This window comes from Halomonas hibernica (assembly GCF_013183775.1).
In the GTDB taxonomy this organism is placed as follows: Bacteria; Pseudomonadota; Gammaproteobacteria; order Pseudomonadales; family Halomonadaceae; genus Vreelandella; species Vreelandella citrativorans.
The window spans coordinates 159617-185130 of the sequence record NZ_VIFN01000003.1 but is presented as its reverse complement, the minus strand read 5'-3'; the positions used below and the strand labels follow the sequence as shown (position 1 = coordinate 185130).

Below are 25514 nucleotides of genomic sequence, written 5' to 3'. Positions count from 1 at the left end.
GAAGCGTGAAAATCGCGCCGCGGATGAAACCCCGTGGCGCGTTTCGCGTCTGAAGAATCACATGGACGTTGTTGAAAGTCCTCAGCATTGGTTTATCTGTACTGGTTCATCTGTACTACTTTTATCAGCTTCAATCCGGCAGCGTAGGTCTATTCAACTCGACAACGTATGCCCAGGGAGAACACTATGCGCGACACGCAAACTCTGCTTTCTTCACCCTTGTCATTGGCCGCGGCCGCTCTTGGATTGACGTTTGCTACCCCCGCTGCATGGGCCAATGATGCCGCTGAGCGTTTAACCGAGCGCCTAGAGCCCCTGGAAAGCTATCAGGCGACCTTTGAGCAGCAGATTCTTGATGGTAGTGGCCAGCGTTTGCAAAGTGCGCGTGGCGAAATGTGGCTCTCACGCCCAGGCATGTTGCGTTGGGAAGTCGAAGCGCCTTATACGCAGGTCGTCGTGTCCGATGGCAACGATGTGTATCTCTACGATCCGGACCTTGAACAGGTAACGGTTCAGCCGATGGATGACCGCGTAACGCACACGCCTGCGCTTCTGCTCTCTGGCAGTATCAATGACCTGACGGCAAGTTATGATGTGGTGTATGAGCAGGAGAGCGGTGAAGATGTGTTCACGCTGATCCCAAACTCGGCAGACACGCTGTTTGAAGAGTTGAGCATGGTATTTGACAATGACACGCTCACTGAGCTTTGGATGATGGACAGCACTGGTCAAAAAACGCTTATTCGGTTTAGCGATATCACCCAGAACGGGTCTATTGACCGTGGCCTGTTTAACTTCGAAATTCCGGAAGGCACCGACGTTATTCGTGAAGAGCTCTAAAACGTCGGCGGTTTACCCGTGAATGATCAGGCGCCTTAGGGCGCCTGATCTGCTTCCTGGTCACGATTTTCCCGCCAGGCCATTATCTCGCCGAAGCGCTTCTCCTGGCCAAACTGGCTAGGCTCAAAAAAGTGCGCTTTGGGCAAATCCTCTGGCCAGCAGTCGTGAGCGCTACCCGCGGGATAGCCATCAGGCTCGTTATGCGCGTAGCGGTAGCCTTCGCCATGGCCTAGCTGCTCCATAAGCCTGGTGGGCGCATTGCGTAAATAAGTGGGTACCTCTATTTGAGGCTGCTGACGCGCGTACTGTTTTGCAGCGTTCCAGGCGCGGTCAATTCGGTTGCTTTTGGGCGCCACGGCCAAATGGATGGCTGCATGGGCAATGGCACGCTGGCCTTCGTAGTCTCCCAAGCGAAGGTAGGCGTCCCAGGCCGCTATCACCAACGGAAGCGCACGTGGGTCGGCATTACCAACATCTTCTGACGCAATGGCGCTAAGCCTGCGAACCACATCCAAAGGATCACCGCCGCCCTGAATAAAGCGCGCCATATAAAGTAACGCTGCGTCAGGGCGTGAAGAGCGTATGGATTTATGAATCGCTGAGAGCAGGTCGTAATAAGCGTCGCCCTGCTTATCAAATGCGCTTGCCTGATGGCCAATAACATCTGCCAATACCGACATGTAAAGCACCTCCTGGCCACTCTCTGGCTGGGTAAAGTCACAAGCGGTTTCTAAAAGTCCCAACGCGCGCCGGGCATCGCCCGCACTTGCGTGCGCTAGGGCAGCAAGCACATCGTCCTCCACGATAATCGCACGTTTGCCAAGACCGCGCTGCTCGTCAGTCAGCGCTTGGCGCATGACGGCTATCAACTCCTCTTGCGAGAGTGCCTTCAAAACGTAAACTCGAGCGCGAGATAGCAGGGCAGAGTTGACCTCGAAGGAGGGGTTCTCCGTGGTGGCGCCAATCAGGGTTAGCAGCCCCGACTCTACGTGAGGCAGCAAGGCATCCTGCTGGCTCTTGTTTAAGCGATGGATCTCATCCAGAAACAGAATAACCGGTGAGGTATGCTGCTGGGCGCGCTCAACCACGCCGCGTATCTCTTTAACGCCTGCCATCACCGCGCTTAAATGCTCCAGATGTGCGCTGGATGCGCGCGCGAGCAGCTCGGCCAGGGTTGTTTTGCCAACGCCTGGCGGCCCCCACAAAATCATTGAGCGTACCAGGCCTGCTTCGGCCATGCGACGAAGCGGCTTGTCGTGACCCACCAACGCTTGTTGGCCGACGTAGTCATCAAGCGTCTGCGGGCGCATCCGATACGCCAACGGCGCGTCATCGCTGGGTGTTGCACGCTGAGAGTCGAAAAGATCCATGTAAACTTCCGTTGTAAATCGAGATGTTGAGTAATGAGGTAATCATAAGAGCGTATGGCAAATGGCGTATTGCCCGACTACCTTTTGCATAGCTTCCATAAAAACTGATACAAACGATATGCTTGTCAGGGTGGCGCCTTAAGCGCATGGTGACATCTAACCATAATACGTAGCGGTACCTACATGACGATAGCGCTTAGCCATCGCCCATAGGCGTAGTGTAGTAATACCCGCTTATGATTGCGTGCCCAACGCCACTTCAGAGTTAAGGCGGCAGGCATGACACCACACAGGAGACGGCACGATGTTAAACCAACTGCGTCTAGATCATGCCAACATGGCACGAATGCTTCATGTCTTGCAGCTTAAACAAAAGACCCTGGCTCAGGGTGAGCGACCCAATTTCCAGCTGATGCGTGAAGTCGTGGATTACATTTTGTCTTACATGGAAGGTTTCGCGGCCCCGTTAGAGCGTATATGCGTTGATCGTTTGGAAACCCAAGCGCCCGAGCATCTGGAATTAATGGAGAAAATGACCAGCGATTATCTTGAGCTCAAGCCGCGCCTTCAACGTTTGTCCGACAACATCGATACGATCCTGATGGACAACATCTTGCCGATGGATCGTTTTGCCGAGGATTTAAAAGCTTACCTTGAGGCGCATAGGGCGTATCTACGCCAGGAGCGTGAAGGTCTTTTCCCTCTTATTGATCAATATTTTAGTGAGGAAGATATGCAAGAGCTGCTGCACGCGCTGCCAGAAGGCGCTGAGCAGGAGCTTGAGCGCCTGCAACAGGATTACCCAGAGCTTTACGCTGAACTACGCGGCGCGGACATACCCGCGATCTAATCAGCAGAGCGTTCCTTTGGCTGCCAGCGGGGCGTGTTAAACTAGCGCCCCGTGAATGAGCGGCTGATGGAGAAGCAGGTGTGCTTATCAAAGCAAACGGCAAAGGGGCAGTAATGGCGGGCCCCGTGCTGATTTTTGACTCCGGCGTGGGTGGGCTTTCGGTCGCCCGCTCACTGCGTCAGTATTATCCTGATACGGCGATGTGCTACGCCTGCGATAACGCGTGGATGCCTTATGGGCTGCGTGATGACGTAACGCTTTCAGCGCGTATCGTGTCGGTTTGCCAGGCCGCCGTTCAGGCCTGCCAGCCAAGCGTGCTGGTCGTTGCCTGCAATACGGCCAGCACACTCGCGCTGGATGGTTTGCGCAACGCCCTGACGATCCCTGTGGTCGGCACGGTACCCGCCATTAAACCCGCCGCCGCCATTAGCCAAACACGCCATATTGGCCTACTGGCTACTCGCGCTACTGTGGGTAGGCCCTATACGCAAAAGTTGATTGAAAACTTTGCCAGCGACTGCCTCATCACCCGGGTAGCCGCCGATGCGCTGGTGCTGGAAGCCGAGGCGCTACTTGGCGGCGGCCAGCCAGACCGCCAACGGCTTCAGCAAGCCCTGGCGCCGCTTTGGCAAACGTCGAGCACTCAGCCACCAGTGGATACCGTTGTGCTGGGCTGTACGCATTTCCCCCTGTTAAAACCCTGGCTTGAAGCACTCGCCCCCACACCCGTGAATTGGGTTGACTCCGGTGATGCGATCGCTCGGCGCGTCGGCCAGATCGCGCCGCCGTTAAAAAAAGGGCAAGATGGCCGATTTTTTACCACGGCTTCTGCCGATGCGCTAAGCCTAGGCTTTGCGCCGTTTGGATTTTCTGTTCCTGGCCGGTTGGCGGTAAGCGCTTAGGGCGCGTATTTTCAGCCTGAGCCGACACGACTGTTATTAGCATTGATATTAATACCGTTTATGAAAAAAGAGGCGCCGACTTGGCTATCCCCGTGATACAACCCGAACGTTATGACGAGCAGCTTGCCGAGAAGCGTGCTTACCTGGAAAGCACTTTTGCGGTGTTTAATCCGCCCGCACTTGAGGTCTTTGCCTCACCGCCCAGTCACTATCGCCAGCGCTGTGAGTTTCGTATCTGGCATGAAGGCGATGATCTTTACTACGCCATGTTTGAGGTCGACCCAGCCGACCCTAAAAACAAGCAGGTCGTGCGGCTTGATCAGTTTGACGTTGCAAGCGAGTCCATCAATGCGCTAATGCCGCGTCTGCGCGAGGCGTTTCTGGCCAGTGACGAACTGCGTCGGCGCCTATTCCAGGTGGAGTTTCTTACTACGCTGTCAGGCGAGGCGCTGGTCACGCTGATTTACCACCGCCCGCTAGGTGACGCTTGGGAGCAAGAAGCACGCGCCCTGGAAGCCGAGCTTGGCATTATGATCATTGGCCGCTCACGCAAGCAGCGCCTGGTGCTTACCCGTGACCACGTGTGGGAGCGTTTAACGGTTGATGGGCGCTCGCTTGACTATCAGCAGGTCGAAAACAGCTTTACCCAGCCCAATGCGCATATCTGCCAAACGATGCTGAGCTGGGCGCGTGAAGTGACGGCCGGACGTCAGGATGAAGACCTCGTCGAGCTTTACTGTGGCAACGGCAATTTCACCATCGCCCTGGCCGATAATTTTCGGCGCGTACTGGCCACTGAAATTTCGCGCACGTCGGTCGCCAGCGCTAACGTCAACCTTGAAGCCAACAAGATCACCAATGCTCATGTAGCCCGTATGTCAGCCGAAGAGTTTGCGCTGGCGCTTAAAGGCGAAAAAGGCGGGCGGCGCGTGGCTGAAATGGCATTGGACGAATATCGCTTCTCCACGGTGCTGGTTGACCCGCCCCGCGCTGGGCTGGACGCGCAGAGCTGCCAGCAAATCAGTGAATATGACCAGATCGTCTATATTTCATGTAACCCGGCAACACTTGCCGAGAACCTGGCGCTGCTCACTAAAACGCACCAGATAGAACGCTTTGCACTATTTGACCAGTTTCCATTCACCGACCATTGTGAATGTGGCGTATGGCTCACGCGGCGCGAGGATGGTCAATAGGGCGCATAATGCGAAAGAGGTATACACCATGAAGAACATGCCAGATGGATAGAGTGATGATCCAGGGTGGCGTAAGCTAGTCGTTATATTGGCCTAAAGGCCTATCGTTCCACGTTTTTTCCGGCAGTCGAGGTGATGGATGCAATACGTTGCGAGTGAAGAGAGTCGGCAAGACCTTTTAAAGCAGCTATTTGAGCGCTTGGAAGCGCGGCTGGAACCGGAGCGAGCAACGGCGATAGAGGCGTTTGCACGACGTTTTTACGCGAGCGTGCCGTTAGAGGATCTTGTTGATCGCCGCTTGGACGATCTGTACGGCGCCACATTATCCATTTGGCAGTTTCTACAGCACCACGATGCGAAGCGCCCTAAAGTGCGCGTTTTCAACCCTGACTTTGAAGAGCATGGTTGGCAGTCGACGCATACCTTTGTGGCGGTACTGCATGAAGACATGCCTTTTTTGGTCGACTCGATACGCATTGAACTGAATCGCCAAGGGCTTACCGTCCATGCGATCCAAAATTCCGTATTTGCCGTGGCCCGCAATGAGCAGAATCAGTTGCAAACACTGACCTCACCTCGTGATGCCAACGCCCCAGAGGCGCGTGAGTCGCTCATCGTTATCGAGGTTGATCGCCATACGGACCCTGACGCGCTGTCGAATATCGAGAAAAAGCTCTATCAAGTACTGCGTGATGTACGTACCGCGGTTGATGACTACGACGCGATTACCCGTCAGATTACCGCTGCGATCCAGGAGCTTGAAAAGAACTGCCCTCCGCAAATCGACCCGGACGACCATGAAGAGGCCATCGCCTTTTTAGAGTGGCTGGTTAAGGATAATTTCACTTTCCTGGGGTATGACGAATACCTGTTGGAAGGCGATGAGCTGCAGCGCGACCCGAATAGCGTGCTTGGGGTCTTCCGCCTGGACGATCCACGCTACGATGAGCGCATTCGTGCCGAAGAGGGCATTGACGAGCACGGCAACTATGAATTGGTGCCCCAATTGCTCTCGTTTGCCAAAAGTGCCCACCACTCGCGGGTACACCGCCCGACCTACCCAGACTACATTACCGTCGACCGCTACGACGACGACGGCAATGTGATCGGCGAGCGTCGCTTCTTTGGTTTGTTCACCTCGACGGTGTACAACGAGTCGCCGCGCAATATTCCGCTGCTGCGCCGTAAACTAAAAGCTGTCTCGGATATCGCCGGGTTTAACCCCCAAGGGCATAACGGTAAGCAGCTTCTACAGGTGCTTGAAGTTTATCCCCGCGATGACCTGTTCCAGATCAGTACGGATTCACTAGCGCATACCGCGCTGGGCATTCTTGATATTCGGGAACGCCGCCAGGTACGCCTGTTTATCCGTGCCGATGTTAGCGGCAAGTTCTACTCGTGCCTGGTGTTTGTGCCTCGCGATGTGTTTTCAACCGATTTGCGTCAACGCATTCAAAACCTGTTGTGTGACGAGCTTGACGCGCACTTTGGCGATTTTAATACCTACTTGTCAGAGTCGGTTCTGGCGCGTATTCAACTGATTCTACGCTTTAACGGCGATGCACCCAGCCAGTACGACCTTAAACGCCTGGAAAGCAAGGTTGCCCGCTTGGCACGTAGCTGGCGCGACGAACTGATGGCCGCGATGATTGAGGGTTTTGGAGAAGAGCGCGCCAATCATCAGATGGAGCAGTTCCAAAGCGCCTTCTCGGCAAGCTATCGCGAAGACTTCAATGCGCGCACCGCAGTATTCGATATACAGCACTTGCTGGCACTGGATAACGGTGAGGCGCTGTCGCTGTCGCTTTATCGGCCGCTGGAAGAGCAGGGCAGTGGCGTAAACCTGAAGCTTTTCCATCGTGGTTCGCCGATCCCGCTGTCTGATGTGTTGCCCATGATGGAGAACCTGGGGCTTCGGGTTATTAGTGAGCGCCCCTACGACATTAGTGCACCGCAGCAGCATTACTGGATTCACGACTTTGAGCTTGAGCACAGTAATAAAGATGTCAGCCTGGGTGAAATGCGCGAAACCTTCAGTGAAGCGTTTAAACGTATTTGGGCGGGCGAAGCGGATAACGACGCCTTTAACCGGCTGATTATTGCGGCAGGGCTGGACTGGCGCGAAGTCGCCATGCTGCGTGGATACGCACGTTATCTCAAGCAAATCCGCTTTGGCATGTCTCAAAACTACATTGCCGCGACCTTGGCCAACTACCCGGCCATTACTCAGTTACTGGTAGAAATGTTCCGTCTGCGCTTTGATCCTGCGCTGGACTCACACGATACCGACGAGTGCATCACGCGGCTTAATGAGCAGTTGGAAGCCGTTGCCAGCCTAAACGACGACCAACTGTTACGTCGTTTTATGGAGCTTATTCAGGCAACTCTGCGCACCAACTACTACCAGCGTGCTGAAGACGGCCGCTTTAAAGATTACATCGCCTTTAAGCTTGAGCCTTCCAAAGTCACCGGAATGCCCAAGCCACGGCCGATGTTCGAGATTTTTGTCTGCTCGCCACGCGTGGAAGGTGTCCACCTGCGCGGTGGCAAAGTAGCCCGCGGTGGTTTGCGCTGGTCTGACCGCCATGAAGATTTCCGTACCGAAGTGCTGGGGCTGGTAAAAGCGCAGCAGGTCAAAAACGCGGTGATCGTCCCGGTAGGCGCCAAGGGTGGTTTTGTATGTAAGCGCATGCCTGAAAATGCTGACCGCGAAACGAAGCAGAACGAAGGCATTGCTTGCTATAAAACCTTTATCCGTGCGCTGTTAGATGTGACCGATAATCTGGATGGCAGCGACGTTGTTCCGCCTAAAAACGTGGTGCGCCACGACGAAGACGATGTCTACATGGTGGTTGCCGCCGATAAAGGAACGGCAACATTCTCGGATATCGCCAACGAAATCTCTATCGAGTATGGCCACTGGCTAGGGGATGCGTTTGCCTCCGGCGGGGCGAACGGATATGACCATAAGAAAATGGGCATTACCGCGCGTGGTGCCTGGCAGTCGGTTAAACGTCACTTTAAAAACCTCGGCGTAGATACCCAGCGGGATCTGTTTAGCGTCGTTGGTATTGGTGATATGGCGGGCGACGTATTTGGTAACGGCATGCTGCTTTCCGACAAGATTCAGCTGGTGGGTGCGTTCAACCATCTGCATATCTTTGTCGACCCCAACCCTGAGGCTGATGCGGCCTTTGCCGAGCGTACAAGGCTATTTAACCTGCCGCGCTCCAGTTGGGAGGATTACAGTGCTGAGCTGATTTCGCAGGGCGGAGGTGTCTTTAACCGCAGCGCCAAGTCCATCGCGATTACCCCGGAAATGCAGCAGGTCTTTGGTATTCAGGAAGAGCGCCTGTCGCCGAATGAATTGATTCGCGCCATGCTCCAGTCAAAGGTCGACCTGGTCTGGAACGGCGGTATCGGCACCTACGTGAAAAGCTCGGATGAAACCGATGCCGATGTCGGCGATAAAGCTAACGATGCGCTGCGTATTAATGGCGAAGACCTTAACTGTCGCGTAGTGGGCGAAGGCGGCAACCTGGGGATGACTCAACGTGGTCGAATGGAAGCCGCCGCCAAAGGTGTGCGCGTTTACACTGACTTTATTGATAACGCAGGTGGCGTTAACTGCTCTGACCACGAGGTCAATATCAAAATATTGATCGATGATGTGGTGAAGCGCGGCGACATGACCGACAAGCAGCGCAACGACCTGCTAGCAGAAATGACCGATGAAGTTGCTGACCTGGTGATTCTTGATAACTACCGCCAGGCTCAGGCGCTGGACCTCTCCGAGATACTGTCATGCCAAGGCATCGGGCCGTACCGCCGCTTTATCAGCGAGCTGGAGTCTGCCGGGCAGATTGATCGTGAGCTTGAGTTCCTGCCCACCGATGAGACCTTAAAAGAGCGTGCCGCCAATCAGCAGGGCATGCGCTTGCCGGAGCTGTCGGTACTGATTTCCTACGCCAAGAGCACGCTAAAAGACGACCTGATCACCTCCGATGTGCCCGATGATACGTATATTCATCGCCATCTTGAGCGGCTGTTCCCGTCTGTGCTGACAGAGCGCTACCAGACCGAGATGTATGAACACCGCCTGAAGCGTGAAATTGTGGCAACGCAAGTCGCGAATGATCTGGTTGATCACATGGGGGTCGTGTTTGTCCGTCGGCTACGCGACTCTACTGGCGCCGGTCGGGCAGATATTGCACGTAACTATGTCATCGCTCGGGATAGCTTCAACCTGCTGTCACTTTGGGCACAGATTGAAGACCTGGATAACCAGATCCCCAGCGACGTGCAGCACTCCATGATGCTGGACCTGATGCGCCTGATCCGCCGCTCGACACGCTGGTTCCTGCGCCAGCACATGGGGCTTTCGACTCAGGATGCCATTGAGTACTTCGCGCCTCGGTTGGCGCAGCTGCAAGAAGAGATGGGCGAACTGTTAAGCGGCGAAGAGCTTGATGCCTGGCGCCAGCGTCGGGATGAGCTGCAGGAAGCGGGCGTGCCGGAAGCGCTGGCCTCTACCGTTGCCGCCGCGCCTAGCCTGTATGCCGGGTTGGGGATCATTCAGGCGGCACGGGTTACCAATGAGAAGCCCCAGCGCGTCGCCGAAGTGTTTTACGAAATTGGCAGCCGTTTGGAACTTCCCTGGATGAGCCAGCAGGTAACGCAGCTGGGAGTACGTGATGCATGGCAGGTGCAGGCCCGGGAAACGTTCCGGGATGATATCGACCGCCAGCAGTTGGCCTTAACCACCAGCGTACTGAAGTTGGAAGCCGGTAGCCGCGATACTCAGGAGCGTGTGGACCAGTGGCTTGAGCAGCATGCTGACCTGCACCGTCGCTGGTGCCGTTTGATTGATGAGGTGCGTAGCGGTAGTGAAGGTGGGTTTGCGCTGTTTGCCGTCGCCGTACGCGAACTGGTGGACCTTGCAGAAAGCGATAGCGAGGCATAACCGCCTAAGCGTGCGCTAACACAACGCATACTTGCTGTAAGAAGTAACCGTGCCTGAGGTAACTCAGGCACGGTTTTTTTGTGCGTGGCTTCTGGTTTAGCGCAAGCGCGGTGCGCTAAAAGGGCAGGATGCGCTATACTCTGCGCCGCCCATTCTCCCGGAGAGACTCTGTCGATGTATTCACTCGCGCGCTCGCTGTTCTTTCGTATTGACCCCGAAACCTCACACGGGTTGGCGCTGGGGGCGTTAGACGCATTACAACGCGTGGGCGGTGTACGCCCTTGGGTGGGCAAGCCAATCGAGGATCCTGTTGAGCTGATGGGGTTGCGCTTTGCCAACCGCGTGGGGCTTGCTGCGGGGCTTGATAAAAATGCCGATCACCTGGATGCGCTCGGCGCGCTGGGTTTTGGTTTTGTTGAAGTGGGCACGGTGACGCCCAAGGCGCAGCCGGGTAACGCCAAGCCGCGCTTGTTCCGTTTGGCGAGCCATGGCGCCATCATTAACCGCTTTGGGTTTAATAACAAAGGGGTTGAGCACTTAATTGAGCAGGTGAAAAAGCGCCGCTATCAAGGTGTGGTGGGCATTAACATCGGCAAAAATCTGACCACCTCGGTTGAAAATGCCCTGGAGGACTATTTAGCCTGCCTGAACGCCGTTCACCCGGTCGCTGATTATATTACTGTGAATATTTCTTCACCCAATACGCCGGGGCTGCGTACGCTGCAGTTTGGTGAGCAACTGGATGCGTTATTAGGGCCAATTCGTGAGCGTAGCCGGTTGCTGGATGCTGAAGCAAACCGCAAGGTACCGCTACTGATTAAAATCGCTCCGGATATGAGCGAAGAGGAAGTCGCGCTCGTGGCCGGTAGTATTGCTCGCAATGAACTGGACGGCGTCATCGCGACCAACACGACCGTTTCCCGTGAAGCGGTCAAGAGTGACCCTCAGGCGGAAGAGGCGGGAGGGCTTTCGGGAAAACCCGTTTTTGAACCCTCTAACGTGATTATTCGTCTGCTGCGTCAGCATCTGCCAACGCTACCGATTATTGGCGTTGGCGGGATTGATAGCGGTGAAACTGCAAAAGCCAAAATTGCGGCGGGTGCTGATTTGGTTCAGCTCTATTCAGGCCTGATTTACCAAGGCCCAGCGCTTGTGAACGAATGTGCCAGCGCGCTAAAAACGCAGTAATTCGCGTGGCTTTGAGGCTAAAAAGCCCGCTTTTAAGCGGGCTCCATGTTCCAAAATGTAGATTAAGGAAGTTATAACCGGTTAGGTCATGACCATGGGATTCTTGTGGATACCGGAAACGCCGGTCATACCGTCCCATTGGTCTCCGCGACCTTCACGCCAACCGCTCATCCAGTACTCGCGTAAATTAACATCTTGACTGGGACATTCATCACGGGAGCGGCCGATAACACCTGCTTTGTACCCGTGAACATAAGCCCGCTGGAAGCGGTCACGTTTTTGTCGTTTCATTGGCTAACCTCTTTTCATGAAAGCCTTTAATAAGAAATAGTGCACTATGCCTTAGTGGCGTCAGGCTCCTATTTCGAGAGCTAACCTCAAGAGCAGGCAGCCAGCATGGTACTTTTGTCTAGCACTCACGTGCTGAACCGACCAAGCGGCGCCCCAAACAAGCCATAGGTCATAAATGGCCTGGACAAGCAACGCATGCGTTTTTAGTAGCTACTCTCTTATTCTTAGATCAAGATGGGGGCACTTGTCGACCCCCAAATTGTCATAAGATGTAAATACATTTGCCATATATAGGAATATCGCGCGGTTACGCGCTGCCATGACTATGACCGAAACGAGTCAAAACGCCCCCTTGAACCTGTTGGCGACCTGCCCGAAAGGCATTGAAGGCCTGTTGGCCGATGAGCTGGCAGCGCTAGGCGCGACGCCTGGAAAGACCACGGTGGCAGGCGTGTACTTCACCGCCAGCCAAGCCATCGCCTACCGTGTATGTTTGTGGTCACGGCTTGCCAACCGGGTCATTCTGCAGCTCGTTCGCGAGCCGATGATTGAAACGCCCGAGCAGTTACGCGATGTCGTTGCCCACATTGTCTGGACCCAGCATTTGGCTGTGGGCAAAACCCTGGCCGTAGATTTTCATGGCCGCAGCGACCACATTCGTCATACCCGGTTTGGCGCGCAAACGGTGAAAGACGGCGTGGTAGATTCGTTGCAGCTTGCCGGGCAAGAGCGGCCATCCATTGATACTAAAACGCCCGACTTGCGCCTGTACGCACATTTGCACCGGGCGAATCTCACGATTGGTATCGACCTCTCGGGTGAGAGTCTTCATCGCCGCGGCTATCGTCGCGATGTAGGCCATGCACCGCTGAAAGAGAACCTGGCGGCCGCGCTGCTCATACGCGCGGGCTGGCCCGAGCGAGCCAAGGCTGGCGAGCCGTTGATCGACCCACTGTGTGGCGCGGGCACGCTGCTGATTGAAGCGGCGCTAATGGCCGCCGACCAGGCGCCTAACCTGGACCGCGAACGCTTTGGCTTCAAGGGCTGGGCCGGGCACGATGAAGCGCTCTGGCTTGAGCAAAAGCGCGAGGCCGAAGCGCGTGCTTCTATTGGCCGTAAGCGGTGTAAAACGCAGCTGCTGGGCTTTGACCAAAGCCCAGCAGCTCTTTCTGCGGCGAAAACCAACGCGATGCGTGCAGGCATTCCAGCGCTGATTACCCTGCACGGGCAAAGCCTTGCTCAGCTAACCCGGCCCGAGACGCTCACGGCAACAAGTGGGCTGTTGATCACCAACCCGCCGTACGGCGAGCGGTTGGGGGAACTTCCCGAACTGGTACGCCTTTACGCCCAACTGGGCGAAAAAGCCAAGGCACTGTTTCCAGGTTGGACGCTGGCAATGTTTACCGGCAACCCCGACCTGGGCCACCGTTTGGGGCTGCGCGCGCACAAGCAGTATGCGTTAAAAAATGGTGCGCTGGATGCCAAGCTGCTGCTGATGGATATCGGCACGTCAACGGCCAATAATGATGCTCAGGCAGAAGGGCAGCCTACCGATCAAGCGCCTGCTGCTACGCAAGTTGCTCCACAGCAAGCGTCGCGTGCGGTGTCCGAAAACGCCCAGATGTTTGCCAATCGTCTGGTCAAAAACCAGAAGCGCCTCAAAAAATGGTTAAAGCAGAGCGGAGAAACCTGCTACCGGCTCTATGATGCCGACATGCCTGAGTTTGCGCTGGCGATTGACCGCTATGGTGACCGTGTACACGTTCAAGAGTACGCCGCACCGAGCTCGATCAACCCGGCTCAGGCACAAAAACGCCTGTTTGACGCCTTGGAAGTGTTGCCTGATGCGTTGGGCGTTGACTCCAGCAAGGTGTATATCAAGCGTCGTGAGCGGCAAACCGGCACCGCCCAGTACCAGAAGCGTGATGCCAGTGGCGAGCGTTTTGACGTGCGCGAAGGCGATGCGCGGTTGTGGGTTAACCTGCGTGACTACCTGGATACCGGGCTGTTCCTGGACCACAGGCCAGTGCGCCGCATGTTGGGTGAAATGGCCAGCGGCAAGCGCTTCTTAAACCTGTTTTGCTATACCGCCACGGCCACGGTGCAAGCCGCGCTGGGCGGCGCCAGCGACAGCGTTAGCGTGGATATGTCCAATACCTACCTTGAGTGGGCAAAAGACAACTTTACGCTGAACGAACTCGACCTGCGCCTGCATCGCGTGGTGCGTGATGACTGTTTCCGCTGGCTGGAAACCGCTAACGCCGAGTTTGACCTGATCTTTATGGATCCGCCGACGTTCTCCAACTCGAAAAAAATGCGCGATACGCTCGACGTACAGCGCGACCACCCACGGTTGGTCGAACTTGCCATGGCGCGCCTCGCGCCTGGCGGAACGCTGGTGTTTTCGAATAATCAGCGTCGCTTCAAGCTTGATGATGCACTTAGCGAGCGTTATGCGGTGGAGGAGGTTACCTCGCGTACCTTCGACCCTGACTTTCAGCGGCGCACCAATATGCATCACGTGTTCCTGCTGCGTCACCGCAGCTAGGGCGTAAGGGCTTGCAGCGGTGATCTCGCTTACGCTCTACACCACGCTGGGTTGCCATCTGTGCGCCCAGCTGGAAGGCCTGCTGGCAGCGCTTGCTAATCAACCGGTGGCGCTGCAACGCATTGAAATCAGTGATTGTCCGGAGTTACTAGCGCGCTATGGCGAGCTTATTCCGGTTGTGGCGGATAGCCAGGGGCATGAGCTGATACGCAGTTTTGAGGTAGAGCGCTTAAGCGCTTGGTTGCGTCAGCGCGGCTGGCTAAGTGAGCACGCGCTAACACGCCTGATGCAACCTGATGAAGCGCCGCCAAAAGGGCGTTATGTTCGCAACGGGCGGCGTTTTCTGGGTGAGTGATGACTTACTGGGGCACTTAAAGCAGGTCAAGCAGCGAAAGCTGGCGCATCGCTTCCTGGCCTTCTGGAGTATGGTCATCAACGTCCAGTACTTTATGAAACCCGCGTGACTTTTGAATGGTCGTCTCATCTTCCAGCCACATCTGAGCCTGCTCAAGCGTGTCGGCCAGTTGATGTTTTAAGCCGCCAAACTGCGTGCCGATTTGCCCCCAGGCGCGACTAAAAATCCAGTCGCCAAACATATCCTGGTGAATATGAACCAGCACATAGTCGTGGTCGGTTTCCCACCTTACGATCACAAGCTTACTCCCACGGTTGTTCTTGACACTGGCTTGCCCATTAGGCACTCCTTGTCCTGAATACTCTTTTCCAATTTGATGCGGCGGACGGTATTGTAAAGCGCGTTATCGCAAACGCCTATCTTTGCTTATGAAGCGTTTTTCTGTGGAGAGGCTTGCCTGTCCTGCGGACTAAAAGGATCACGTTGTGAAGCTGACTGTAGATGCCAATATACCCGCCGCCGAACGCTGCTTTGGTGATTTTGGCTCGATCACCCATCTGCCAGGGCGTGAAATAAGCGCGGCACACGTCAAAGACGCGGATGCGCTGATTGTGCGCTCCATCACCCAGGTCACTGCCGCACTATTGGCAGACAGCGCTGTACGCTTTGTCGGTACCTGTACGATTGGCACCGACCATGTTAATCACGCCGCCCTGGCCGAGCGCGGTATTACCTTTGCAAGCGCGCCTGGTTGCAACGCCGAAGCGGTGGTGGACTATGTGCTCAGCAGCTTGCTAACGCTGGCTGAGCGCGATGGCTGGTCGCTGCTCTCAAAAACGGTGGGCATTGTGGGCGTCGGCAATGTAGGCAGCCGCTTACTTGCCCGCCTTAATGCGCTGGGCGTCAACACACTTGCCTGTGACCCACCCAGAGCAGAGCAGGAGGGCGAGCAGGGCTTTGAGCCGCTGGATACGCTGATCGATCGTTGCGATATTCTCTGCCTGCACACGCCGCTGGTGACAGATGGGCCGCACGCCACGTATCAGCTGCTGAATGCTCAGCGCATCAATGAATTAGCGCCTGGCACGGTATTGCTAAACGCCGGGCGGGGCGACTGTGTTGATGGGTTAGCGCTGCGTGGTCGGTTAGCGGGTAAAGGCGATATTACCGCCGTGCTGGACGTGTGGGAGAGCGAGCCGGACATTGACGCAGGGCTGCGCGACCTGGTGGCACTTGCCTCGCCGCATATTGCTGGGCACAGCCTGGACGGCAAGCTGCGCGGTACCTGGATGATTCAGCAAGCGTTAGCCAGCCATCTTGGTACTCCCAACCATGATGCGTTTACCGATATTTGCCCGCTGCCAGCGTTGGCGTCATTGCATTTGCAGGACGCACTGTCGGTCGAGGATGCACTGCGTGTGTGCATGCGTGCCGTGTATGACGTGCGCCGAGACCACGACAGCCTGCAGCGCCAGGCGCTTGTACAGGGTATCAAGCAGGGCTTTGATACCTGCCGAGCCAATTATCCACTGCGCCGTGAATTTGCCACGCTGAACGTGCAGTTATCAGGCAGTGCGGTTGATCTTGAAGCGCCGTTGAGTGCCGCGGGCTTTCACGTCTCGCGGTTATCCTGACGCGTAAAAAGAACAGGCCCGCTTAGCGGGCCTGTTGCGACTAAATACGTTGCGGATGTTGTTTATTGACGGTAAGCGGCTTCTTTTAGCGCACGAATACGGTCATCCAACGGCGGGTGGCTGGCAAAAAGTTGCTCTACCAGCGAGCGTGTTTGGCCTTTGGTGATCGCCATGGCGCGTAGGGTGTCGGGCATTTGGTCCGGCATTTCTGTTTCCGCTTTCAAGCGGGCCAGGGCATTCACCATGGAGCCTGTCCCTGCTAACCGAGCACCGGCCTCATCGGCACGGTATTCACGATAGCGCGAGAACCAGGCAACGATAGCCGACGCCACAATCCCGAACACAATTTCTGCGACAATCACGACCGCGAAGTAACCCATAAAGCCCAGGCCACCTTCGCCGCCGCTGCGGCTTTTAAGAAAGCCATCCACCAACTGCGCCACCACACGGGCAAAGAACATCACAAAGGTGTTCACTACGCCCTGAATCAGCGCCAGCGTGACCATGTCGCCATTGGCGACGTGGCCAATTTCGTGGGCAAGCACTGCGCGCACTTCGTCGGGGCGCATCCGGTTTAACAGCCCGGCGGAAACCGCCACCAAAGCGTCATCTTTATTCCAGCCGGTGGCAAACGCGTTTGACTGCTGGGCGGGGAAGATGCCCACCTCCGGCGTCTTAATGCCGGCCTCGCGGGCAAGTTCAGCCACGGTATCGACAAGCCATTGCTCGGTGGCGTTGGAAGGCGACTCAATAATTACCGTGCCGGTACTGCGTTTCGCCATCCATTTGGAAATAAACAGCGAGATCAGCGAGCCGACCATGCCGAAGATAAAGCAGAAAATCAGCAGGCTGGTAAAGTTGATTCCTTGGCTGCGTAAATAACCCTCAACGCCAAACAGGCGCAGCGTAATACTGGCGACAAGCAGTACCGCCAGGTTGGTGGCTAAAAACAGCACAATTCGCATCATGGTGCAGGTTCTCCCTAAGAGGACGGTAAAGCGTTACTAGAATGCTTGCTTAGATACGTACACGTCGTGGCAGTTTCAAGTCACAGCGCACGTTATTGACGGTAGCGGGACAAGAAATTACCGAACCTGTCCAGGGCGTCGCCCAGCTGATCCGCCCAGGGCAGTGTCACAATGCGCACATGATCAGGTTCTGGCCAGTTAAACGCCGTGCCTTGAACCAGTAGAATTTTCTCTTGAAGGAGCAAATCAAGAACCAGCTTCTGGTCATCTTGAATATTGAAGACCTTGGGGTCCAAACGAGGAAACGCATAGAGCGCGCCCTTGGGCGTGACACAGGAAACGCCAGGAATCGCGTTGAGCTTTTCCACCGTGATGTCGCGTTGAGCCAGTAAACGGCCACCTGGCAGGATCAGGTCATTGATCGACTGATAGCCACCCAGTGCGGTCTGAATGGCGTGCTGGGCAGGCACGTTGGCACACAGACGCATGGAGGCCAGCATGGTTAGCCCCTGGATAAAATCCTTGGCGCGCTGTTTGGCAATCGTGCCAGAAATCGTCATCCAGCCGGAGCGAAAGCCCGCACAGCGGTAGCTTTTCGACAGCCCGTTCATGGTAATCACCAACTGGTCATCGTCGGCCAGAGCGCCGGTCGCGGTATGTTCTACGCCGTCATACAGGATCTTGTCGTAGATCTCGTCAGAGAACACCACCAGATTGTGCTCTTTGGCCACGGCCAATACGTCGCGCACCACGGCCGGTGGATAAACTGCGCCGGTCGGGTTGTTGGGGTTAATCAGCACAATCGCGCGGGTGCGGCTGGTGATTTTGGCGCGGATATCGGCAATGTCCGGCGTCCAGTCGGCCTGCTCATCGCACCTATAGTGCACGCCGTGGCCGCCGGAAAGGTGCGCCGCTGCCGTCCATAGCGGGTAGTCGGGGGCGGGGATCAGCACTTCGTCGCCATCGTTTAATAGCGCCTGCATGCACATTACAATCAGTTCGGACACGCCGTTGCCGATGTAAATATCTTCGATGCCAACGCCTGGAATTTTCTTGCGCTGGCACTCCTGCATAATCGCCTTACGCGCCGAGTAGAGGCCTTTGGAATCACAGTAGCCTTGTGCCGTGGGCAGGTTGCGCATCACATCCTGCAAAATCTCTTCTGGTGCTTCAAACCCAAAGGGCGCCGGGTTGCCAATATTCAGCTTTAAAATCCGCTGGCCTTCATCCTCAAGCCGCTTGGCATGATCAAGGACCGGGCCACGGATGTCGTAGCAGACGTTATTGAGCTTGTGAGATTTTTTGAGTTCAGCAGATGACGGCTCGGCGTTTTGTGAGTCCGTATCCTGAAGCTCAGTAGGCGTTTGAAGCTGAGAGGTTTCCATGAGTGATTTATCCAAAAGTGTCCAAAGGCCGTGCGGCGGCGCCGGTCGGTTCATCCATTATGCGTCGGAAAGTGGCTGATTGTCTTCGTCGTTTTGCACAATGGGCGGCGGAATATCGTCCGGTGTTTCCAGCGTTAAACGGCCAAGCTTGCCGTCACGCAGTTCGTGTAGCAGCACTTCGGCGCCACGGTGTAAATCTACCTCGCCACCCGCGCGCAGGCCGCCCCGTTTGCCGGCAATTTCTTTCAGGATGGCATGCCCATCAAACCCGGCGATCGCCAGAAAATCAGGCTTCTTCGGACCGTCAGCGTCCACGTCATTATCGACCGGCACTTCATACGTGGGCAATGCTTTGAGTTTGTAACGTGTGGTCAACTCGTCCGGGTAGCGCTTGGCAAGCTCGGCGCTGGTAACAATACCCACGTCGGTATACTCAATGGCGGTATCGCGAATAGCGCCGCTGGCCGCCAGCCGATAGGCGCTGGCCTGGTCTTCAATCTTGGGCCACAGCACGCCAGGCGTGTCGATCAGTGCCACGCGGCCATCAATACGCACTTTCTGCTGGCGCTTGGTGACCGCCGGTTCATTACCGGTTTTGGCAATTTTACGCCCGGCCAGGCCGTTAATCAGGGTGGATTTACCCACGTTGGGAATCCCCATCACCATCACTCGAACGTCGCGGTCAGCACGTACGTCACCCGCTAATTCGTGGCAAAGTTTGGGAATTTTCTTTAACTCACGGGTGTTGGTCGTGGTGATCGCGAGTGCCCGGGTATCGTCCTGGGCATCGAAAAAGGCCACCCATTCCGCAGTGCGCTCTGGGTCTGCCAGGTCCGCCCGGGAGAGTATTTTCAATACTGGCTTATGGCGGGTCAGCTCGGCCAGCATCGGGTTGGCGCTAGAGTAGGGCAGACGTGCGTCGAGTACTTCAATGACCACGTCAATTTCCGGCAGCGCATCCTTTATCTGGCGGCGGGCCTTGTTCATATGTCCGGGGAACCAGCCGAGCATGAGTTTCTCCTACAAGCACAAAAAACGGGCATAAAAAAGCGAGCAACCATTCTACCAGATGGCGCTCGCCTTGCTGCGATTCGTTAAAGGGGTTAGAGGTAGCGTTTACTCGTCAGGGTGAAACTCTAGCGACACCGAGTTAATGCAGTAACGCAACCCTGTGGACGCCGGCGGCCCGTCAGGAAACACATGCCCCAAGTGGGCATCACAGTGAGAGCACACTACTTCTGTGCGCACCATGCCGTGCGTGGTATCGCTATGCTCTTCAACGCAGTTTCTGCCAAGCGGCCTGTCGAAGCTGGGCCAGCCACAGCCCGCATCAAATTTGTGCTCGTTTTCAAACAGCGGTGCATGGCAACAAATGCAGTGGTAAATGCCTTGAGCATCGCTTACCTGGTAGTCACCTGTAAAAGGACGTTCGGTGCCTTTCTCGCGTGCAACCCGGTACTGCTCAGGCGTTAGCTGTTCGCGCCACTGCTCGGGGGATTTTTTGATTTTGGCCATTTTAGTGTCTCCTTGCCCTCTGTGACTTGCAGGCTATCGTACTCTTTTCAATTAAGACAGCGTAGTTAAGAAAGCTAGTACTTACCCGAGTTCAGAAGGCGAATAGGGTGTAGCCACCCGCTTGAGTGGGCGGTAAGTCGTAGCAATGAAAGAGATTGGTGTATAGATAGAAAGCAGAGCGATATCATAGGGCTTGACAGAAATGCGTGCTCTGAGTAATATACGCGCCACCTCGACGAGGCAATGAAACGTCCCATTCGTCTAGTGGTCTAGGACACCGCCCTTTCACGGCGGTAACAGGGGTTCGAACCCCCTATGGGACGCCAATTACATCGTTAAGGTATCGGAGTGCGGGAATAGCTCAGTGGTAGAGCATCGCCTTGCCAAGGCGAGGGTCGAGAGTTCGAATCTCTTTTCCCGCTCCAAAACGTCCCATTCGTCTAGTGGTCCAGGACACCGCCCTTTCACGGCGGTAACAGGGGTTCGAACCCCCTATGGGACGCCAATCCGATGGTGAGAAATTGATTAAGCGGGAATAGCTCAGTGGTAGAGCATCGCCTTGCCAAGGCGAGGGTCGAGAGTTCGAATCTCTTTTCCCGCTCCAATCAATAAAATAGATGTTTATACGTCCCATTCGTCTAGTGGCCTAGGACACCGCCCTTTCACGGCGGTAACAGGGGTTCGAACCCCCTATGGGACGCCATCTAGAAAGTGCATGTTTACGTTGCGGGAATAGCTCAGTGGTAGAGCATCGCCTTGCCAAGGCGAGGGTCGAGAGTTCGAATCTCTTTTCCCGCTCCATGTAAACAGCCTCATTCGTTACCCTTCCTGTTTTACCTTTTCTTCTTGTTATACATATTGCTATCTATCTACCGCCCTTATTGGCGGCGTTTTGCTGTGCGTGTGTTTTAGAGGCGCGTTTTGAGTGGTGGCTTACGCCCAGACAGTGCTGCCTGAACGTAAGCCGGTAATGCCGAGTGCTTAACTGAGGGTGAAGTGATTTACAACGCTGCTAAGCGACTGTGAGCGCTGTTTCAGGTCGTGGGCGGAGTTGGCGGTTTGCTGAACCATAGTGGCGTTATCCTGAGTTGACTGGTCAAGCTGTGCGATGGCCACGTTGATCTGTTCAATCCCCTGGGTTTGCTCATGCGTCGCGGCTGTAATGTCGGCGAACAGGTCATTGATGCGTTGGATCTGTTGGTCAATCTGCTGCATCCGCTCTTTAGCGGTCGTCACCAGTGAGGCGCCGTTATCCACTTGTGCATTAGAGGCGTTAATCAACGTTTTGATCTCGTGAGCGGCGGTTGCCGAACGGTTAGCCAACTGGCGTACTTCACTGGCTACCACGGCAAAACCTCGACCATGCTCACCCGCGCGGGCAGCTTCAACCGACGCATTAAGGGCCAAAATATTGGTCTGGAAAGCAATGCTGTCAATCAGGGTAACAATGTCGGAAATTCTGGCGGCTTCAGCGCTAATTTCCTGCATGGAGGTAACGGCCTGGCCAATGGCTTGCTGGCCAAACTGAGAGGTTTCGCCTGCGTTGCGTACAAGTTCCTTGGCTTGTTCCACGTTTTCGGCATTTTGGCGCACCGTCGCGGTCACTTCTTCCATGCTGGCAGAGGTTTGCTGAAGGGCGGCTGCCTGCTGCTCGGTGCGTGATGAAAGCTCCTGATTGCCTGCGGCAATATCGCCAGAGTCATTGTCTACCGCGGCGCTGGTGGCGTGAATTTCCTGCATCGTTGCATGCAGCTTGTCACGCATTTGCTGAATATCGTAAAGCAGGCTGTTGGTATCGTTAGCGCCCAGGCGAACCCTTGCCGTTAAGTCGCCTTGGGCAATACGTGCTACTACCTCTGCCGCGTAGTCAGGCTCGCCACCCAAACGGCGCAGAATCAACGAGATCATGCCCCAAAAGGCTAGCGTTACCAGTATGCCGCCCACCAGACCGACTAAAATGGTTTTGGTCAATTGGGCCATAATGGTTTGGCTGATATCGCCCATAAAAATACCGCTGGCAACATACACATCCCACGGGGCGTAGGCTTCGGTGTAAGTATGCACCAGGGGCATTTTGTCGTTGCCGCGGGCGAAGTTAGAGTAGTACTCGGAAAAGCCGTAGCCTGACTCGCGGGCGCTTTCCCGGATCAACGGAAAGATCAGCGTGCCCTTGGGGTCAGTCACCTGGGATAAATCCTGCCCCGTCGGACGTTTGGGGTGGGCAAGCATCTTCAGGTCGCCGCTGAGTGCAAACAGGTAGTTATCATCGACGCCAAAGCGCACGTCACGAATGGCTTCAAACGCCTGGGTTTTGGCTTCATCAAGCGAGAGCTCACCCCGCTTGGCTCGTTCATCAAAATGCTCAAGGGTAGAAATGGCAATGTCTACGGCGGTAACCATGCGCTGCTCACGCTCGTGATAGAGCAGCGTTCGGCTTTGTAGGGCATTCACCGTAATCATGATGGCGAGTATCAGCCATAAAACGGCTACGCCTATCAGCCGTTGGCGGCGCAGAGGAAGCGCTGCCAGGCCGCGTCGGGTGGCGGACGTTGAATGCTCGGTAGTAGCGCCTGGTTGGGCAAAGGTAACAGGGGGCTGGGCGATCATGGTGCTCACTATGGCTTTTTCTCGTTTATAAAATACGTGTTCCCTTGAATGCCGTGCTATTAATAGCGAAAGGGCATGCGCATAATACTAAAGTATTATCCTGCGTGTCGTGCGCGACAAAACGCCGCGAATACTAATTAAAGTGGACGGATTGTTAGCGGTTTAACGAGATAGCCACAGGCGCCATGTTACGCTGGCTTGAAAAAACGACCGAATGCCCCGATATCGTTGCTTCTCACGTTTTTTTTGTGCCCCTATTTTTTGCTGACAGGACATCTTTATGGCCGAACCGGCATTGTCTATCCGTGGCCTTACCAAGGTGTACGGCAACGGCTTTCACGCGTTAAAAGGAATTGATCTCGACGTCCAGCAGGGCGATTTTTTTGCCTTGTTGGGTCCCAACGGTGCAGGTAAATCCACCACCCTGGGTGTGGTGTGTTCATTGGTGCAGAAGTCAGAAGGCAAGGTGTCGATTTTTGGTATCGACATCGACAAGGACTTCGCCAAGGCCAAGTACCAGCTGGGCGTGGTTCCTCAGGAATTCAACTTCAACCAATTCGAGAAGGTGCTTGATATCGTGCTGGCGCAAGCAGGCTATTACGGCATGACGCGCCGTGAAGCGCTGCCGCGTGCCGAGCAGCTGCTGCGCGACCTGGGCCTGTGGGACAAGCGCAATGGCAACGCTCGCATGCTTTCTGGTGGTATGAAGCGCCGCTTGATGATTGCCCGGGCGCTGATGCACCGGCCCAAGCTACTGATTCTGGATGAGCCCACCGCGGGCGTGGATATTGAACTGCGCCGCAGCATGTGGGAATACATGCGCCGCATTAATCAGGATGAAGGCACCACGATCATTCTAACCACCCACTATCTGGAAGAAGCCGAAAGCCTGTGCCGTAATATCGCCATCATCAATCACGGTGAAATTGCCCGTAACACCAGCGTGCGCGAGCTATTGGCCGAGCTGAATACCGAAACCTTCCTGCTGGATCTCGCCGAGCCAGTCACGGCGCCGCCGGTGATCGAAGGGTTTGAGATCAAGCAGATCGAACCGACGCAACTCTCGTTGGTGATTCATCGTGGGCAGCAGTTAAACGATGTGTTCAGTGTATTAAGCGAGCAGGGCATGCAGGTGGTTTCCATGCGCAACAGCGCTAACCGGTTGGAAGAGATGTTTGTGTCAATGGTAGAGGCGGGCAATACAGCCATCGATCAGCGCGCCGAACCCAACAAGGAGACGCAGGCATGAATGCAACACAAACGCTCGTCGCGCTATGGACGCTCGTACTTAAAGAGATCAAACGCTTTACGCGTATTTGGCCGCAAACGCTGCTGCCGCCTTCGATCACCATGGCGATGTACTTCATCATCTTTGGCAACCTGATCGGCTCGCGCATAGGGGATATGGATGGCTTCTCCTACATGGACTTTATCGTCCCCGGCCTGATCATGATGTCGGTCATCACCAACAGCTACTCGAACGTGGCTTCCAGCTTCTTCTCGAACAAGTTTCAGCGTTCGGTCGAAGAGTTAATGGTATCGCCCATGCCCAACTGGGTGATTCTATCCGGGTTTATCCTCGGTGGCATGGCGCGCGGCTTGGGCGTGGGCCTGATCGTTACTATTGTGTCGCTATTCTTCACGCGCTTAACCATCGAGCACCCGCTTTTAACCATCCTAGTGGTGGTGCTAACCTCGGCGCTGTTCTCCATCGGCGGCTTTATCAATGCCCTGCTGGCCAACAAGTTCGACGATATTTCCATTGTACCGACCTTTATTTTGACGCCGCTGACCTACCTGGGTGGGGTGTTTTACTCCATTTCCATGCTGCCCAATTTCTGGCAGGGCGTGTCAATGCTCAACCCGATTCTGTATATGGTGAACGTCTTCCGCTATGGGTTTTTGGGCGTGTCGGACATTCCCGTTGGCTGGGCGCTGGCGGCTATTTTGGGGTTTATCGTAGTGCTGTTTTTTGCGGCACTGGCCATGCTGGAGCGTGGCAAAGGCATTCGTAGTTAACCGTACGACCGTTTTTATCAAGAGAGCGTTACCCTATGGCACACCGCCCCGATACCTTAGAGCACGCGCCCTTGGGGCGCGAATCCGCCTACCCTGAGCAGTACGATGCCGGGTTGCTGTTCCCCATCCCTCGCGCCGCCAACCGCGCGCCGCTGGGGATTGAAGAGGGCAAGCTGCCCTTTGTGGGTGAAGATGAGTGGCACGCATTTGAGGTTTCCTGGCTGAATGCCCGTGGCAAACCCATCGTGGCTGTGGCCCGCTTTCGGCTGCCTGCTGAGTCGCCCAGCCTGATCGAATCCAAATCCTGGAAGCTCTACCTCAACAGCTTTAACCAGACCCGTATGGAAAGCCGCGAGGAAGTGATTGAAACGTTGCACCGTGACCTAAGCGCGGCAGCTGGTGCACCGGTCAGTGTGGAGCTACTCGGTGTAGAAGATGCTGAGCTTGCCCCACAGCCGCTCCCCGGCGACTGCCTGGACGACCTGGATATCGAAGTAAGTGATTACACGCCCAGCGCCGTCCATTTGGTGGTAAGCGATGAGGTTGTAGAAGAGACGCTGCACTCGCATTTGCTTAAATCCAACTGCCCGGTGACCGGCCAGCCCGACTGGGGCAGCGTGATGATTCGCTACAAAGGCCCGAAGCTGGATCGCGAAGGGTTACTGCGTTACCTGATCGGCTATCGTCAGCATCAGGATTTTCACGAGCACTGTGTTGAGCACATCTTCACCGACCTGATGCAGCACGCCCAACCTACCGAGCTTCTGGTGCTGGCGCGCTACGTGCGCCGTGGCGGGTTGGATATCAGCCCCTGGCGCGCCACGCCGGGCCTTGCGCCGCCAAGCCCGCTGCGTCTGGCAAGACAGTAAGCGACTGCGCTACA

General features: G+C 55.5%; 20 protein-coding genes and 6 tRNA genes. 18 read left to right on the top strand and 8 right to left on the bottom strand.

Annotated features, from left to right (window positions below):
- The first annotated feature begins 186 nt into the window (after positions 1 to 186).
- Complete coding sequence (gene lolA, locus FKN99_RS06910; RefSeq protein ID WP_172117176.1) at positions 187 to 840, top strand: outer membrane lipoprotein chaperone LolA; 654 nt, start codon at positions 187 to 189, stop codon at positions 838 to 840.
- Positions 841 to 875: 35 nt separating this feature from the next.
- On the opposite strand, the gene FKN99_RS06905 is transcribed toward lolA, so the two are convergent.
- Positions 876 to 2210: a replication-associated recombination protein A gene (locus FKN99_RS06905; protein ID WP_172117175.1), complete on the bottom strand. Its 1335-nt coding sequence runs from the start codon at positions 2208 to 2210 to the stop codon at positions 876 to 878.
- Positions 2211 to 2514: 304 nt separating this feature from the next.
- Between FKN99_RS06905 and FKN99_RS06900 the strand changes: the two genes are divergently transcribed.
- The 5 genes from FKN99_RS06900 (at position 2515) to FKN99_RS06880 (ending at position 11309) form a co-directional block, all read left to right on the top strand.
- A complete protein-coding gene (locus tag FKN99_RS06900) occupies positions 2515 to 3060 on the top strand; it encodes a hemerythrin domain-containing protein (protein WP_172117174.1) in 546 nt (181 codons plus the stop codon).
- A gap of 113 nt (positions 3061 to 3173) precedes the next feature.
- On the top strand, positions 3174 to 3962 hold the full coding sequence (gene murI / locus FKN99_RS06895; RefSeq protein WP_172117320.1) for a glutamate racemase: 789 nt from the start codon (positions 3174 to 3176) through the stop codon (positions 3960 to 3962).
- Positions 3963 to 4042: 80 nt separating this feature from the next.
- Positions 4043 to 5158, top strand: coding sequence for a tRNA (uridine(54)-C5)-methyltransferase TrmA (trmA, locus tag FKN99_RS06890; RefSeq protein ID WP_172117173.1), 1116 nt, complete (start codon positions 4043 to 4045; stop codon positions 5156 to 5158).
- A 139-nt stretch (positions 5159 to 5297) separates the two neighbouring features.
- Positions 5298 to 10121: an NAD-glutamate dehydrogenase gene (locus FKN99_RS06885; RefSeq protein WP_172117172.1), complete on the top strand. Its 4824-nt coding sequence runs from the start codon at positions 5298 to 5300 to the stop codon at positions 10119 to 10121.
- A gap of 174 nt (positions 10122 to 10295) precedes the next feature.
- On the top strand, positions 10296 to 11309 hold the full coding sequence (locus tag FKN99_RS06880; protein WP_172117171.1) for a quinone-dependent dihydroorotate dehydrogenase: 1014 nt from the start codon (positions 10296 to 10298) through the stop codon (positions 11307 to 11309).
- A gap of 81 nt (positions 11310 to 11390) precedes the next feature.
- Here FKN99_RS06880 and rmf read toward each other — a convergent pair whose 3' ends face one another.
- A complete protein-coding gene (rmf, locus tag FKN99_RS06875; protein WP_087106179.1) occupies positions 11391 to 11600 on the bottom strand; it encodes a ribosome modulation factor in 210 nt (69 codons plus the stop codon).
- Positions 11601 to 11925: 325 nt separating this feature from the next.
- Here rmf and rlmKL point away from each other — a divergent pair, with 325 nt between their 5' ends.
- Together rlmKL and FKN99_RS06865 are read left to right on the top strand one after the other, a co-directional pair.
- Positions 11926 to 14148: a bifunctional 23S rRNA (guanine(2069)-N(7))-methyltransferase RlmK/23S rRNA (guanine(2445)-N(2))-methyltransferase RlmL gene (gene rlmKL, locus FKN99_RS06870; protein WP_172117319.1), complete on the top strand. Its 2223-nt coding sequence runs from the start codon at positions 11926 to 11928 to the stop codon at positions 14146 to 14148.
- 19 nt (positions 14149 to 14167) lie between these two features.
- Positions 14168 to 14503 (top strand): glutaredoxin family protein, encoded by a 336-nt coding sequence (locus FKN99_RS06865; protein WP_172117170.1) that lies wholly within the window; start codon positions 14168 to 14170, stop codon positions 14501 to 14503.
- A 16-nt stretch (positions 14504 to 14519) separates the two neighbouring features.
- On the opposite strand, the gene FKN99_RS06860 is transcribed toward FKN99_RS06865, so the two are convergent.
- On the bottom strand, positions 14520 to 14801 hold the full coding sequence (locus tag FKN99_RS06860; RefSeq protein ID WP_018916661.1) for a hypothetical protein: 282 nt from the start codon (positions 14799 to 14801) through the stop codon (positions 14520 to 14522).
- A gap of 187 nt (positions 14802 to 14988) precedes the next feature.
- Between FKN99_RS06860 and pdxB the strand changes: the two genes are divergently transcribed.
- Positions 14989 to 16137, top strand: a complete 1149-nt coding sequence (pdxB, locus tag FKN99_RS06855) for a 4-phosphoerythronate dehydrogenase PdxB (RefSeq protein WP_172117169.1) — start codon at positions 14989 to 14991, stop codon at positions 16135 to 16137.
- Positions 16138 to 16199: 62 nt separating this feature from the next.
- Here the strand turns inward: pdxB and htpX are convergent, their stop codons facing one another.
- The 4 genes from htpX to msrB all read right to left on the bottom strand — a co-directional run bounded on the left by htpX (position 16200) and on the right by msrB (position 20005).
- Positions 16200 to 17105 (bottom strand): protease HtpX, encoded by a 906-nt coding sequence (htpX, locus tag FKN99_RS06850; protein ID WP_172117168.1) that lies wholly within the window; start codon positions 17103 to 17105, stop codon positions 16200 to 16202.
- 92 nt (positions 17106 to 17197) lie between these two features.
- On the bottom strand, positions 17198 to 18490 hold the full coding sequence (locus FKN99_RS06845) for a pyridoxal phosphate-dependent aminotransferase (protein ID WP_216658002.1): 1293 nt from the start codon (positions 18488 to 18490) through the stop codon (positions 17198 to 17200).
- Positions 18491 to 18547: 57 nt separating this feature from the next.
- Complete coding sequence (gene ylqF, locus FKN99_RS06840; RefSeq protein WP_172117167.1) at positions 18548 to 19501, bottom strand: ribosome biogenesis GTPase YlqF; 954 nt, start codon at positions 19499 to 19501, stop codon at positions 18548 to 18550.
- A gap of 105 nt (positions 19502 to 19606) precedes the next feature.
- Positions 19607 to 20005, bottom strand: coding sequence for a peptide-methionine (R)-S-oxide reductase MsrB (msrB, locus tag FKN99_RS06835; RefSeq protein ID WP_172117166.1), 399 nt, complete (start codon positions 20003 to 20005; stop codon positions 19607 to 19609).
- Positions 20006 to 20255: 250 nt separating this feature from the next.
- Here msrB and FKN99_RS06830 point away from each other — a divergent pair.
- The 6 genes from FKN99_RS06830 (at position 20256) to FKN99_RS06805 (ending at position 20806) form a co-directional block, all read left to right on the top strand.
- A tRNA-Glu gene (locus tag FKN99_RS06830) sits at positions 20256 to 20331 on the top strand.
- A 24-nt stretch (positions 20332 to 20355) separates the two neighbouring features.
- Positions 20356 to 20430 (top strand) — tRNA-Gly (locus tag FKN99_RS06825).
- A 4-nt stretch (positions 20431 to 20434) separates the two neighbouring features.
- Positions 20435 to 20510 (top strand) — tRNA-Glu (locus FKN99_RS06820).
- A gap of 24 nt (positions 20511 to 20534) precedes the next feature.
- Positions 20535 to 20609, top strand: a tRNA-Gly gene (locus FKN99_RS06815).
- A 23-nt stretch (positions 20610 to 20632) separates the two neighbouring features.
- Positions 20633 to 20708, top strand: a tRNA-Glu gene (locus FKN99_RS06810).
- 23 nt (positions 20709 to 20731) lie between these two features.
- Positions 20732 to 20806, top strand: a tRNA-Gly gene (locus FKN99_RS06805).
- A gap of 180 nt (positions 20807 to 20986) precedes the next feature.
- Here FKN99_RS06805 and FKN99_RS06800 read toward each other — a convergent pair.
- Positions 20987 to 22612 (bottom strand): methyl-accepting chemotaxis protein, encoded by a 1626-nt coding sequence (locus FKN99_RS06800; RefSeq protein ID WP_172117317.1) that lies wholly within the window; start codon positions 22610 to 22612, stop codon positions 20987 to 20989.
- Positions 22613 to 22892: 280 nt separating this feature from the next.
- On the opposite strand from FKN99_RS06800, the gene FKN99_RS06795 reads away from it, so the two are divergent.
- Genes FKN99_RS06795 through queF form a run of 3 tightly spaced genes read left to right on the top strand, consistent with a single transcriptional unit; the run spans position 22893 to position 25500 of the window.
- Complete coding sequence (locus FKN99_RS06795) at positions 22893 to 23861, top strand: ABC transporter ATP-binding protein (protein WP_172117165.1); 969 nt, start codon at positions 22893 to 22895, stop codon at positions 23859 to 23861.
- Positions 23858 to 24631, top strand: a complete 774-nt coding sequence (locus FKN99_RS06790) for an ABC transporter permease (RefSeq protein ID WP_172117164.1) — start codon at positions 23858 to 23860, stop codon at positions 24629 to 24631. Before FKN99_RS06795 ends, FKN99_RS06790 begins: the two co-directional genes overlap by 4 nt.
- Positions 24632 to 24666: 35 nt before the next feature.
- Complete coding sequence (gene queF, locus FKN99_RS06785) at positions 24667 to 25500, top strand: NADPH-dependent 7-cyano-7-deazaguanine reductase QueF (protein WP_172117163.1); 834 nt, start codon at positions 24667 to 24669, stop codon at positions 25498 to 25500.
- Positions 25501 to 25514 lie beyond the last annotated feature (14 nt).

Coding starts and splice junctions, on each gene's coding strand:
- lolA (WP_172117176.1), top strand. CDS start 187: ATGCGCGACACGCAAACTCTGCTTTCTTCACCCTTGTCATTGGCCGCG.
- FKN99_RS06905 (WP_172117175.1), bottom strand. CDS start 2,210: ATGGATCTTTTCGACTCTCAGCGTGCAACACCCAGCGATGACGCGCCG.
- FKN99_RS06900 (WP_172117174.1), top strand. CDS start 2,515: ATGTTAAACCAACTGCGTCTAGATCATGCCAACATGGCACGAATGCTT.
- murI (WP_172117320.1), top strand. CDS start 3,174: ATGGCGGGCCCCGTGCTGATTTTTGACTCCGGCGTGGGTGGGCTTTCG.
- FKN99_RS06885 (WP_172117172.1), top strand. CDS start 5,298: ATGCAATACGTTGCGAGTGAAGAGAGTCGGCAAGACCTTTTAAAGCAG.
- FKN99_RS06880 (WP_172117171.1), top strand. CDS start 10,296: ATGTATTCACTCGCGCGCTCGCTGTTCTTTCGTATTGACCCCGAAACC.
- rmf (WP_087106179.1), bottom strand. CDS start 11,600: ATGAAACGACAAAAACGTGACCGCTTCCAGCGGGCTTATGTTCACGGG.
- rlmKL (WP_172117319.1), top strand. CDS start 11,926: ATGACCGAAACGAGTCAAAACGCCCCCTTGAACCTGTTGGCGACCTGC.
- htpX (WP_172117168.1), bottom strand. CDS start 17,105: ATGATGCGAATTGTGCTGTTTTTAGCCACCAACCTGGCGGTACTGCTT.
- FKN99_RS06845 (WP_216658002.1), bottom strand. CDS start 18,490: ATGGAAACCTCTCAGCTTCAAACGCCTACTGAGCTTCAGGATACGGAC.
- ylqF (WP_172117167.1), bottom strand. CDS start 19,501: ATGCTCGGCTGGTTCCCCGGACATATGAACAAGGCCCGCCGCCAGATA.
- msrB (WP_172117166.1), bottom strand. CDS start 20,005: ATGGCCAAAATCAAAAAATCCCCCGAGCAGTGGCGCGAACAGCTAACG.
- FKN99_RS06800 (WP_172117317.1), bottom strand. CDS start 22,612: ATGATCGCCCAGCCCCCTGTTACCTTTGCCCAACCAGGCGCTACTACC.
- FKN99_RS06795 (WP_172117165.1), top strand. CDS start 22,893: ATGGCCGAACCGGCATTGTCTATCCGTGGCCTTACCAAGGTGTACGGC.
- FKN99_RS06790 (WP_172117164.1), top strand. CDS start 23,858: ATGAATGCAACACAAACGCTCGTCGCGCTATGGACGCTCGTACTTAAA.
- queF (WP_172117163.1), top strand. CDS start 24,667: ATGGCACACCGCCCCGATACCTTAGAGCACGCGCCCTTGGGGCGCGAA.